The organism is Mesorhizobium sp. M0030 (assembly GCF_040323695.1).
Classification (GTDB): Bacteria; Pseudomonadota; Alphaproteobacteria; order Rhizobiales; family Rhizobiaceae; genus Mesorhizobium.
In genome coordinates, this window is record NZ_JAMYVE010000002.1 from 564,902 (window position 1) to 576,973 (window position 12,072).

Below are 12,072 nucleotides of genomic sequence, written 5' to 3' on the forward strand. Positions count from 1 at the left end.
TTCAAGCCCCTACTTCTTCAACGCCAGTCCGAGAGCGATGAAGCTCCAGCCCTGGAAGATCAGGTCGATGGCCAGGAACAGGCCGAGCACCCACAGGCTGTTGACCGGCCAGCCCATGGCGATGGTCAGCCCCGCCAGCACGCTGATCAGGCCCGCCGCGACGACCCAGCCCCAGCCCTTTTCCGGTCGGTGGCTATAGCCGACCCAGGCCCTGAGCGCGCCTGAAGCGACCAGCGCCACCGCCAGCAGCAAGGTCAGCACCGTCGAGGCCAGCAGCGGATTGTCGAAGGCAAAGAAACCGGCAACGGCATAAAGTAGGCCGCTGAGCAGCCAATAGAAGAAGCGACTCCAGGTCTTCACGCCGAAGGCATGCACGATCTCGATGATGCCGGCCATCAGCATCAGCCAGCCCACGACATAGACCGAGGCGACGGTGGCGATGAACAGATTGCCGAAGGCAATGCCGCCGAAGATGAGCAGCAGCACGCCGAGCGCGACGAACCACCCCCATTTGTCCCGTGTCCGGCCGATCGCATCTTTGAGGGTATCACCGTGCAGGGTCATGGCTGCATCTCCTCGAAATCGCCTGGCACCTTGCCGGGAGGTTAGCCCCGGCTGTAGCGGACGTCCAGCCGATGGCGACGGCTAGCAAAACAAACAAAGCGTCGGTGGCTTGAGGTTCGCGCGTACGTGTCAATTTATGGCAGCCCACCCAGTCACAAGGACGAGGACAAGCGTGACGATCGCTCCAGAGACGTAGACGATCGTTCTGACACTGCCACCCTTGGCGGCATTGCCGCCGCGTAGGTAAACCCCCAGGTGAAGCAGGCGTATCGCCACATGAACCCAGACAATGGTCGCCAACGTGGCCGACCCAACGCCAACCATCATGGCCAGCACCGCCGGGACGACAAAAGGCGCCAGCGCCTCGACCGAGTTCATATGCACGCGGTCGATCCTGTAGAGGAGATTGGCGTCGTCGGCCGGGATCACCGGACCGGAAAGCGCTCCGGCAAATCCCTTGGACGAACCCGAGTAAACCGCCAGCGCGACTGACAAAAGACAGAGGATCAGTACACCGAGGATGCTTAGCCAATAGGGTTCCATAATTGTGCTCCTTCAGGTCACCTTGCTGGCAAAAAGATCTTGGAATCGCCTGAGATACAGCGGCCAGCCTCGATCACCGTCAATCCCAAAGCGCACGCCTTCCCAGCCTTCGCCATGACGTTCGAGATTGCGATGCTCGATCTCGACGCGGGTCCGGCTATTCGTCTCCGCCGTAAACCGGACTTCCCACTCGCTGGTCATGTCCGGATTGGTCTCGATCTGCCATTGAGGGCTGATATCCCAACTCAGAAGCAGTCGGTTCGGCGGCTCGTAGGCCAGCACCCGTGCCCAGCGGCACTCGCTGCCATCCACACCGCGGTCGTAGACGTGACCGCCAACGCGGGGTTCGAAGATCGTCTCCGCGATCGGCACCGCAAGCAGGTTATGCTCTTTGGGTTTGAAACTGCCGAAGTCCTCGGTGAAGACCTTGAAGGCATGTGCGATCGGAGCCTCGACAAGGATGGAGTGCCTCACGGGCGGTTGATGTGTGCTCATTCCTGCTCCTTCAAGGGCTGTTCGACGACCACTTTGTAGGCGGCCAAGGTCTTGCTCCAGAACCGGTCGAGTTCGGCGCGCAGGCTGGCCAAGCCTTCCGGTTCGACCCGGTAGATGCGTTGCTTGCCTAGCCGTGTGTTGGCCACGAGGCCGGCGTCCTTGAGCACCTTCAGGTGCTGCGAGACCGCCGGCCGGGTGACAGGAAGCGCACGAGCCAATTCCCCGACCGAACAGGGTTGTTCGACCAGCAGTTCGAAGATCGTCCGCCTGGTCGGGTCGCCAAGCGCGGTCCATCTGTTCATGTTAGTCTGCACTAACGCGAATTTAGGCAACCTCGCTATTTCTGTCAACTCGCCACAGGCCCGGCGGCGCCCTGTTCAAATGGGCCACAGCGCAAAAAACAGGGTCGCAGTTGCCGCCACTGCTGTAGATTTTAAGTCAAATTTTACCGAACCGGCGCCATGGCTCTGGCTGCCGGGTGTTCTCTCCGTTTGTTTCGCGTATGGGGTGATGATGCGTATTGTCTGGACGATTCCGCTGTTTCTCGCCTCGGCGCTGCTCACTGTGTCCACCGCCAATGCGGGCGAGGGTGCCTTCGGCTGGATGTCCGGCGACTGGTACCTGACGCTTGGCGCCACCGGCATGGTCGCGCCGAAATTCGAGGGCTCCAACAGCTATCTGCTCAGCGCATCGCCGATCATCTCGCTGGGCAAGGCCGGCCCGGCCGCGCGCTTTACCTCGCGCAACGACAACATCTCGCTGGCGCTGGTCGACGATGGCGGCGTCCGCGCCGGCCTGACCGGAAAATTCCTGTTTTCCCGCGACAGCAAGGATGAGCTCAAGGGCCTCGACCCGGTGCGCTGGGGCGGTGAGGTCGGCGGCTTCTTCGAAATCTATCCGACGGACTGGCTGCGCGCCCGCGCCGAACTGCGCCATGGCATTCGTGCCCATGATGGCTTTGTCGCCGACATCGCCGCCGATGCTTTCTACGACGTGACGCCGACTGTCAGAATTTCGGGCGGACCACGCGTGTCCTTTGCCTCGTCGGGCTATTTCGACTCTTATTATGGTGTCAACGCCAAGGAGGCTGCGGCCTCGGACCTGAGCGAATACCATCCTGGCGGCGGCCTGAAATCGACCGGCCTTGGTGGCGCCATCACCTGGAAGGTGACCGATCCGATGACCGCCAGCCTGTTCGGCGAATATGCGCGCCTGATGGGCCCGGCCGCCGATTCCAGCCTGGTCAAGGAGCGCGGCGACCGTAACCAGTTCACGGTCGGCGTCTCGACCACCTATCGCTTCGACTTCGCGATGTAAGTGAATCGAACAAGAGACGCTTTATTCCTGCGGCTTTCTCGGCTAAAAGCCCGGCAATGACGAGCTTTTCACGCCTTCGCGCGCTGACGATACGAATTACAGGCCCGGTGTTCCGGGCGGCCTGAGCGCCGCCGGAGCCGCCGGGAGTTTTGCGCGCCCCCCTCGCGCTTTTCCAATCATGATAGTTCACGCCCGAGCTTTTACGCCCGCCGGGCAATGCATATGGCAGACCAATGACCGACACTGTTGAAACGATCGACTATTCCAAGACGCTTTACCTGCCGCAGACGGATTTCCCGATGCGCGCCGGCTTGCCGGAAAAGGAACCGCTGCTGGTCAAGCGCTGGCAGGACATGGACCTCTATCGCAAGCTGCGCGAGGAGGCGGCCGGCCGCGAAAAATACGTGCTGCATGACGGCCCGCCCTACGCCAACGGCAACATCCATATCGGCCATGCGCTGAACAAGATCCTCAAGGACGTCATCACCCGCTCGTTCCAGATGCGCGGCTATGACGCCAATTATGTGCCGGGCTGGGATTGCCACGGCCTGCCGATCGAATGGAAGATCGAGGAACAGTACCGCGCCAAGGGCAAGAACAAGGACGAGGTGCCGGTCAACGAATTCCGCAACGAATGCCGCGAGTTCGCCGCGAACTGGATCTCCGTGCAGGGCGCGGAGTTTCAGCGACTGGGCGTCATCGGCGACTTCAAGAACCCCTATACGACGATGGCTTTCCATTCGGAGTCACGCATCGCCGGGGAGTTGTTGAAGTTCGCCATGTCCGGCCAGCTCTATCGTGGCTCCAAGCCCGTGATGTGGAGTGTGGTCGAGCGCACCGCGTTGGCCGAGGCCGAGATCGAGTACCAGGATTATGAGTCGGATACGATCTGGGTGAAGTTTCCAGTTGTGTCAGGATTTTGGAGCGTTGAGCACTTTGTATCAGACGCTGCACCGTCCATGCGCGTTCCGGAAAGCGTTGCACTTTTGGACAACGCCCACGTCGTCATCTGGACGACAACCCCGTGGACGATCCCCGGCAACCGTGCCGTCAATTATTCGTCACGGATCGGCTACGGCCTTTATGAAGTTACCGCAGCCGAAAATTCGTTCGGTCCACAGCCCGGTGAAAAGCTGATCTTTGCAGATGCGCTTGCCGAAGACTCCTCGGCCAAGGCCAAGGTCACCTTGAATCGGCTTCGCAGCGTTTCGGTCGAAGAGCTTGGAAGCCTTACACTTTCACATCCCTTCAAAGGTCTCGGCGGCGGCTACGAATTCGCCGTGCCGATGCTGGCCGGCGATCATGTCACCGACGACGCCGGCACCGGCTTCGTCCACACCGCGCCCGGCCATGGCCGCGAGGACTTTGATGCCTGGATGGATGCGGCATCGGATTTGCGCGCACGCGGCATCGACCCTGCCATCCCCTTCACTGTAGATGATGCTGGCTTCTTCACCAGGGACGCGCCGGGTTTTGGCCCGGATCGCGAAGGCGGGGCGGCGCGCGTGATCGACGACAACGGCAAGAAGGGCAATGCCAACCAGGCGGTCATCGACGAGCTGATCAAGCGCAACGCACTGTTCGCGCGCGGCCGGCTGAAGCACAGCTATCCGCACTCGTGGCGGTCGAAGAAGCCGATCATCTTCCGCAACACGCCGCAATGGTTCGTCTATATGGACAAGGACCTCGGCGACGGCACGACGCTGCGCAGCCGTGCGCTGAAGGCGATCGATGACACACGCTTCGTGCCGGCGGCCGGCCAGAACCGTATCCGCGCCATGATCGAGGAACGCCCGGATTGGGTCTTGTCGCGCCAGCGCGCCTGGGGCGTGCCGATCGCCGTCTTTGCCGACGAGGACGGCAATGTGCTGAAGGACGAAGCCGTCAACCAGCGCATCATGGACGCATTCGAGAGGGAAGGCGCCGACGCCTGGTTCGCTGCCGACGCCAAGGAGCGTTTCCTCGGCAATCACGAGGCCTCCAAATGGAAGCAGGTGATGGACATCCTCGACGTCTGGTTCGATTCGGGCTCGACGCATGTCTTCACGCTGGAAGACCGTCCGGACCTGAAATGGCCGGCCGACGTCTATCTCGAAGGCTCCGACCAGCATCGCGGCTGGTTCCACTCCTCGCTGCTCGAAAGCTGCGGCACCAGGGGCAGGGCACCTTACGACACCGTCGTCACCCATGGCTTCACCATGGATGAGGAGGGGCGAAAGATGTCGAAATCGCTCGGCAACACCGTCGTGCCGCAAGACGTCATCAAGCAGTCCGGCGCCGACATTCTGCGGCTATGGGTGGTGACGACGGATTATTGGGAAGACCAGCGTCTCGGCAAGAACGTGCTGCAGACCAACATCGACGCCTACCGCAAGCTCCGCAACACCATCCGCTGGATGCTGGGCACGCTCGCCCATGACGATGGCGAGGAGGTGCCGCTGGACAAGATGCCGGAACTGGAGCGGCTGATGCTGCATCGGCTGGCCGAGCTCGATGAGGTCGTGCGCTCGGGCTACGACGCGTTCGAGTTCAAACGCATCACCCGCACTTTGCTCGACTTCATGGTGGTCGAGCTGTCGGCCTTCTATTTCGACATCAGGAAGGACGCGCTCTATTGCGAAGGACCCGCCAGCGTGAAGCGCAAGGCCTCGGTACAAGTGGTGCGCCACCTCTTCGACTGCCTGGTGAAATGGCTGGCCCCGATGCTGCCCTTCACCACGGAAGAAGCCTGGCTCGACCGTCATCCGGATGCTGTCTCGCTGCATCTCGACCAGTTCCCCGAGATTCCGGCCGACTGGAAGAACGAGGCACTGGCGGAAAAATGGCGCAAGGTGCGGCAGGTCCGCCGTGTCGTCACCGGCGCGCTCGAGATCGCACGCGCTCAGAAGGTCATCGGTGCCTCGCTGGAAGCCGTGCCGGTCGTGAGCCTCGACGATGCCACGCTTGAAGCCGCGATCGCCGATGTCGACATGGCTGAAATGGCGATCACCAGCGATCTCGTCATCGCCCATGGCAAGGCGCCGGAAGGCGCCTTTGCGCTCGACGATGTCAAAGGTGTCGCGGTGGTGGTCGAAAAGGCCGAGGACCGCGGCTTGGTCAAATGCGCGCGTTCGTGGCGCTATACCGCCGATGTCGGGCAGGACGTGGAATTCCCCGACGTGTCTGCCCGCGATGCCGCCGTGCTGCATGAACTCAAGGCTCTGGGACGTTTGTGACTGCTCATAAGCCGGAGCACAAATGCCATGCCGCGTGGGCGAAAACCGCCCGCGCGTTGCCCTTAACGAGTGGTTGAGATAAACACGCGAAACTCCGGAAGACAAATTGTCGCCGGAATTCCGTCGCAAGAGCGTGGACGATGGGGACCGGGCCTTTGGCCGGTGACGATCGAGAGGCTGTCTAGAGTGGGACTTTTTGGCATGACCAAGAGAACTTATGCGCGCGTTGCGCTGCTGGCGCCGCTTGTCGCGTCCGGCCTCGCTCTGTCCGGTTGCATGGGCTCGCCTACCTACGGCACCGACAAGACGGCTGGCGAGCAGCTTGCCGGAGACCTTTCCGGCGCCTTCGCGATCACGCCCAAGCACAAGGAACAGATCGACTACAGGCCGCGTCCGGAGCTGGTAAAGCCGGCGCCGGGGCAGAAGGAAGTGCTGCCGCCGCCGCAGGAAAGCATCGAGACGGCGAGCACCGATTGGCCCGAATCGCCCGAGCAGCGCCGCGCCCGCCTGCGTGCCGACGCCACTGCCCACCAGGACGACCCGTCCTATCAGTCGGGGATCGTCGATGACGTGCAGACCGATCCGGCTTCCGTGAAGAAGGCGCTGGCGGATTCGGGCTCCAGCCACCCGCCGGCCTGGTCGCCGAAGGATTCAGACAAGGGCCGCGCCGCCGAGATCCAGCGCCGCACCGCAGAGCAAAAGCAGGGCGACCCCAACACTCGCAGATATCTGAGCGAGCCGCCTCTGGCCTATCGAGCTGCCTCCGACACGGCGCCGCAGGGCGAACTCGGCGAGGATGAATACAAGAAGGAACGCCGCCTCAAGAAGGAAGCGGCCGCCAAGGGCAAGAGCGGCGGGCTCTTCGACTGGCTGCCCTCCTGGTAGGAACCGTCGCCTTCGGTAGCTGAAGGCTCTACGTTTCGCGTCTTTCCCGAAAGAATTCCCTGAGCAGCAGCGCCGCATCGGCCTCGGCCATGCCCGGATAGATGTCGGGCGTATGGTGGCAGGTCGGCGAAGCGAAGAAGCGCACGCCGTTGACCACCGCGCCGCCCTTCTCGTCGGCCGCGCCGAAATAGAGCCGGCGCAGCCTGGCGAAGGAAATGGCGCCGGCGCACATGGCGCAGGGTTCCAGGGTCACATAGAGGTCGTGGCCGGTCAGCCGCTCGCTCGAGAGCGTTTGGCAGGCCGCGCGGATCGCCAGCATTTCGGCATGCGCCGTCGGATCGGCAAGTTCGCGGGTGCGGTTACCGGCGGATGCCACCACCGTGTCGCCGCTGGCGATGACGGCGCCAACTGGAACTTCTCCGCGCAAGGCGGCGGCTTGCGCCTCTTTCAGCGCCAGCGCCATGAAATCCGGCCGCTTCACGCGGTTTCCATTCCGATTATCTCCTCGCCACTTGGCGGTGATCCTGTTATGGAGCGCGTCAACCCGAATATCGGAACAGATTTTCGGAAATGATCATGCGCCAAATCAAAGTGCTATAGCGTCCTTTGCGCGTCCGAAAGGATGCGCCACGCTGTAGCAGCGCAACAAGGCAAAGGCCACATGGACGACAACGACAAGAAATCTCCGCGCCACAAAGGCCCGGGCAAAAGCGGCCCTGGAGCCGCGGGGCCGCGCCGCGATGGCGCCGCCGGCAAAAGCGGCAAACCCTGCTTCGGGGCCAAGAAACCCTATTCACCGCGAGGCGCCCGGCCCGCAGCGGCTGAGGGCGAGCGGCCCAAGCGCGATTTCAAAAGTGGCGACCGGCCATTCAGCAAAGGTCCGCGTTCCGAAGGCAAGCCCTTCGAAAAGCGCGAGGGACCGCGCAAGCCATATGCACCACGCGGTGACCGGCCGATGGCAGCCGAAGGCGAGCGCAAGCCGTATGAAAAGCGCGAAGGGCCGCGCAAACCCTATGCGCCGCGTGGGGATCGCCCTATGGCGGCCGAGGGTGAACGCAAGCCGTATGAAAAGCGCGAGGGGCCGCGCAAGCCTTATGCACCGCGCGGCGATCGGCCGGTTGCGGCCGATGGCGAGCGGCCAAAGCGCGATTTCAAGGGCGGCGATCGGCCATTCAGCAAGGGGCCGCGTCCCGAAGGCAAGCCTTTCGAAAAGCGTGAAGGGCCGCGCAAGCCCTACGCACCGCGTGGCGATCGGCCTGCTTCCGCCGAGGGCGAAAAGCGTTTTGACCGGCCAAAGCGCGATTTTGGCGATCGCCCGCAGCGCGACGCCGGAGATCGTCCCAAGCGTGACTTCAGCGATCGCCCCAAGCGCGATTTCGGTGGTGACCGGCCGCAAGCATCTGGCGGCGCCTTCAAGCCGCGCCCGCGTCCGGCAGATGCGGAAGAAGCCGGCGAGCGTATCGCCAAGCGGTTGGCCCGCGCCGGCCTGGCGTCGCGCCGCGACGCCGAAGACCTGATCGCGGCGGGCCGTGTCAAGGTCAACAACCGGGCTTTGACCTCGCCGGCCTTCAACGTCATGCCGGGCGACATCATCCATCTCGACGGCATGGAGATCCCGCCGATCGAGCGCACCCGCCTGTTCCTGTTTCACAAGCCGGCCGGCGTCGTTACCACCAACCGCGACCCCGAGGGCCGCAAGACCGTGTTCGACGTGCTGCCGGCCGAATTGCCGCGGCTGATGACCATCGGCCGCCTCGACATCAACACCGAAGGCCTGCTGCTGCTCACCAATGATGGCGGTCTGTCGCGCGTGCTCGAACTGCCTGCCACTGGCTGGCTGCGCCGTTACCGCGTGCGCGTTCATGGCAAGGTCGAGGAAAGCATGCTCGCAGGCCTGCGTGAAGGCATTGCCGTCGACGGCGTCTTCTACGGCGCCATCGAGGCGACGCTCGATCGTGAACAAGGCACCAACGCGTGGCTGACGATCGGCCTGCGCGAAGGCAAGAACCGCGAAGTGAAGAACATCCTTGGATCGCTCGGCCTCGACGTGACGCGGCTGATCCGTATCTCCTACGGACCGTTCCAGCTCGACGATCTCGCCGAAGGCCATGTGCTGGAGATCAAGGGCCGCGTCTTGCGCGACCAGCTCGGCGAGCGACTGGTCGAGGAATCCGGCGCCAATTTCGACGCCGAGATCATCAAGCCGTTTTCCAACCAGCCGGTGCGGCGAGAGCGTGACGTGGAGCCGGAACGGCCGAAAGTCACCCGCGAGGGTGACCATCGGCCGATCGGCGAGGGCGGTCTGATCAAGAACCGCAAGCGCCGCGAAGGCAGCCGCGACGAAGCGCTCGGCAAGCTGTCGACCAGTCCCGAAAGGGGCGCGAGGCCGGAAAAGAGCTTTGGCGAACGCGGCCCGAGACCTGAGCGCAGCGAGTTTTCGGACAAGCCGCGCAGCGAGTTTCGCGAAAAGCCGCGCGGCGATTTTGGCGACAAGCCCCGTGGAGGCTTCGGCGACAAGCCGCGCGGCGCCTTTGGTGACAAACCGCGCGGCGGCAAGAAGCCCGAGCGCGAGCAGCGGCCGATCGATCCGCCGGGCCAGCGCAAGGCTAATGTCTGGATGGCGCCGGGCGCGCGTCCGATCGGCAAGGGCAGGGCGGAAGCCGATGCCGCCAAGGCGGCTGAGGCCAAGGCGCGCAAGGCGTCGTTCAAGCCGTCCTATGGCAAGCCGGGCGGAGCCAAGCCGTTCGGCAAGCCGGGTGGCGAGCGTCCGGATGGCGGTCGGGGCGGCGAGCGGCCACGCAACGGTCCCAAGGGCCCGAGGACCAGATGATGCCGGGACTTAAATGAGATCCGGCCTTAAATGAGACCCGGGCATAAATGAGAATCGTCGGCGGCCAATTTCGCGGGCGTCCGCTGGCGACGCCGCGCGACCATGCCATCCGCCCGACGACCGACCGCGCCCGCGAGGCCGTCTTCAACGTGTTGGCGCACCGCTTTGCCGACAAGCTCGACGGCGCGCGTGTGCTCGACCTTTTCGCGGGCACCGGCGCTCTCGGCCTCGAAGCGCTGTCGCGCGGCGCTTCCTATGGCGTCTTTATCGAAGAATCGGCCGAAGGGCGCGGCCTGATCCGCACCAATGTCGAAGCTTTTGGCCTTACCGGCCGCACCAAGATCTTCCGCCGCGACGCGACCGCCCTGGGTGAGGCCGGTACGCTTGCGGCATTCGGCCTGGTCTTCGCCGATCCGCCCTATGGCAAGGGCCTTGGCGAGCGCGCCCTGCGCTCGGCCAGGGATGGCGGCTGGTTGCTGCCCGGCGCGCTCTGCGTGGTCGAGGAAGCCGCCTCGGCGCCCTTCGAGATTGGGCCGGAATTCTCGGTGGTTGATGAACGAAACTACGGCGAGACGGTGGTCCGGTTCATCGAGCTTGCGTAAGGGTGGGGCGATCGGCGCCTTCAAAATGACGCACAATTCACTTTGCCTCCGCGGCTAACCTTGCCTATCGTCGCGCGATAACAACCGGAGCCATCAATGACATTTCATACTGAATGGCTGCGGAGAGCCTTGCTCGCCACCGCGCTGACCATGGCCGGCCCGGCCCTGGCCGCGGATGATGGCAAGGTGGCCAACTTCCTGCTCGACAATGGCATGGAGGTGGTGGTCATTCCCGATCATCGCGCCCCCATCGTCACCCATATGGTGTGGTACAAGATCGGCAGCGCCGACGAGCCGCCAGGCAAGTCCGGCATAGCGCACTTCTTCGAACACCTGATGTTCAAGGCCACGACCAACCACGCCGCGGGCGAGTTCGACCGCGCCATATCGGCCATCGGCGGCTCCAACAACGCCTTCACCTCATATGACTACACTGCCTTCCACGAGACGGTGGCGCCCTCGGCACTTGGTGAGATGATGAGCTTCGAGGCCGATCGCATGCGCAACCTCATCTTGACCGACGAGGTCATCAAGACCGAGCGCGACGTGATCCTGGAAGAGCGCCGCGCGCGCATCGACAGCAATCCGCAGGCGGTGCTCGACGAAGAGGTCGACGCGACGCTCTGGCAGAACCAGCCCTACCGCATTCCGGTGATCGGCTGGATGCAGGAGATGGAGCAGTTGAACCGCACCGATGCGGTTGCCTTCTATGACAAATACTACCGCCCCAATAATGCGGTGCTGATCGTGGCCGGCGATGTCGAGCCGGAGGTCGTGAAGGCGCTGGCCGAAAAAACCTATGGCAAGGTCGCGCGCGGTCCCGACCTGCCCCCGCGCATCCGCCCGGTCGAGCCGGAGCAGAACACCAAGCGCACGGTGACGCTCACCGATGGGCGCGTTTCGGTGCCGAGCTTTTCGACGCAATGGGTGGTTCCGTCCTACCACACGGCAAAACCCGGCGAGGCCGAGGCGCTCGACCTGCTGGGAGAGATCCTTGGCGGCGGCAGCCGCAGCAGGCTCTACCAGCAACTCGTGGTCAAGCAAGGCATCGCATCGGCGACCGGCGCCTTCTTCCAGGGTACGATGCTCGACGCCACCAATTTCACCGTCTATGGCGCGCCGCGCGGCGACGCCAAGCTGAGCGACGTCGAGGCGGCCGTCGAGGCCGAGATCGCCCGCATCGTCAAGGACGGCGTCACCGCGGACGAGCTGGAGAAGGCCAAGGCCCGCTATATCAGGGCCATGATCTTCGCCCGCGACAAGCAGGACGAGATGGCCAATCTCTACGGCGCCGAGCTCGCCACCGGCGGCAACGTCAGGGATATCGAGGAATGGCCGGACCGCATTCGCAAGGTCACCGCCGATGAGATCAAGGCGGTCGCCGCACGCTATCTGCTGCTCGATCGTACGACGACCGGCTATCTCTTGCCGCAGCAACAGGCGGGGAATTGATGATGACGAGATTGAGCGTTAGCGCTGTCCCTCACCTGCCTGCCGGCATCCTCTCCCCCTATAGTGACGGGGAGAGGGGCGCTGTCATCGTCGATTTCGCCAACCATCAGCGTCGTAAGAAGAGCGCCAGCGTCGCGGCGAGACCCCTTCTCCCCGTCACTATACGGGG

11 protein-coding genes are annotated in these 12,072 nt (G+C 63.5%); 6 read left to right on the forward strand and 5 right to left on the reverse strand.

What is annotated here, in order from left to right:
- Nucleotides 1–9 precede the first annotated feature (9 nt).
- The 4 genes from NKJ80_RS06765 to NKJ80_RS06780 all read right to left on the reverse strand — a co-directional run bounded on the left by NKJ80_RS06765 (nucleotide 10) and on the right by NKJ80_RS06780 (nucleotide 1,904).
- Nucleotides 10–564 carry an HdeD family acid-resistance protein gene (locus NKJ80_RS06765; RefSeq protein WP_023671535.1) on the reverse strand — a complete coding sequence of 185 codons (555 nt, stop codon included), beginning with the start codon at nucleotides 562–564 and terminating at the stop codon, nucleotides 10–12.
- A 129-nt stretch (nucleotides 565–693) separates the two neighbouring features.
- Complete coding sequence (locus tag NKJ80_RS06770) at nucleotides 694–1,107, reverse strand: MAPEG family protein (RefSeq protein WP_023671536.1); 414 nt, start codon at nucleotides 1,105–1,107, stop codon at nucleotides 694–696.
- Nucleotides 1,108–1,119: 12 nt separating this feature from the next.
- A complete protein-coding gene (locus tag NKJ80_RS06775) occupies nucleotides 1,120–1,602 on the reverse strand; it encodes an SRPBCC family protein (protein ID WP_023819986.1) in 483 nt (160 codons plus the stop codon).
- A complete protein-coding gene (locus NKJ80_RS06780; protein ID WP_023689559.1) occupies nucleotides 1,599–1,904 on the reverse strand; it encodes an ArsR/SmtB family transcription factor in 306 nt (101 codons plus the stop codon). Before NKJ80_RS06780 ends, NKJ80_RS06775 begins: the two co-directional genes overlap by 4 nt.
- Nucleotides 1,905–2,115: 211 nt before the next feature.
- Here NKJ80_RS06780 and NKJ80_RS06785 point away from each other — a divergent pair, with 211 nt between their 5' ends.
- The 3 genes from NKJ80_RS06785 to NKJ80_RS06795 all read left to right on the forward strand — a co-directional run bounded on the left by NKJ80_RS06785 (nucleotide 2,116) and on the right by NKJ80_RS06795 (nucleotide 7,019).
- Entirely contained in the window at nucleotides 2,116–2,919 is an 804-nt protein-coding gene (locus NKJ80_RS06785) for a MipA/OmpV family protein (protein ID WP_031194051.1), read from the forward strand.
- 233 nt (nucleotides 2,920–3,152) lie between these two features.
- Complete coding sequence (ileS, locus tag NKJ80_RS06790) at nucleotides 3,153–6,134, forward strand: isoleucine--tRNA ligase (RefSeq protein ID WP_023819984.1); 2,982 nt, start codon at nucleotides 3,153–3,155, stop codon at nucleotides 6,132–6,134.
- Nucleotides 6,135–6,335: 201 nt separating this feature from the next.
- Entirely contained in the window at nucleotides 6,336–7,019 is a 684-nt protein-coding gene (locus NKJ80_RS06795; RefSeq protein WP_023671541.1) for a hypothetical protein, read from the forward strand.
- A gap of 28 nt (nucleotides 7,020–7,047) precedes the next feature.
- Here the strand turns inward: NKJ80_RS06795 and NKJ80_RS06800 are convergent, their stop codons facing one another.
- A complete protein-coding gene (locus NKJ80_RS06800; protein WP_023694762.1) occupies nucleotides 7,048–7,500 on the reverse strand; it encodes a nucleoside deaminase in 453 nt (150 codons plus the stop codon).
- Nucleotides 7,501–7,680: 180 nt separating this feature from the next.
- On the opposite strand from NKJ80_RS06800, the gene NKJ80_RS06805 reads away from it, so the two are divergent.
- The 3 genes from NKJ80_RS06805 (at nucleotide 7,681) to NKJ80_RS06815 (ending at nucleotide 11,903) form a co-directional block, all read left to right on the forward strand.
- A complete protein-coding gene (locus NKJ80_RS06805) occupies nucleotides 7,681–9,849 on the forward strand; it encodes a pseudouridine synthase (RefSeq protein ID WP_352497279.1) in 2,169 nt (722 codons plus the stop codon).
- A 47-nt stretch (nucleotides 9,850–9,896) separates the two neighbouring features.
- A complete protein-coding gene (rsmD, locus tag NKJ80_RS06810; RefSeq protein ID WP_023671544.1) occupies nucleotides 9,897–10,451 on the forward strand; it encodes a 16S rRNA (guanine(966)-N(2))-methyltransferase RsmD in 555 nt (184 codons plus the stop codon).
- A 96-nt stretch (nucleotides 10,452–10,547) separates the two neighbouring features.
- Nucleotides 10,548–11,903 (forward strand): M16 family metallopeptidase, encoded by a 1,356-nt coding sequence (locus tag NKJ80_RS06815; RefSeq protein ID WP_023747744.1) that lies wholly within the window; start codon nucleotides 10,548–10,550, stop codon nucleotides 11,901–11,903.
- Nucleotides 11,904–12,072 lie beyond the last annotated feature (169 nt).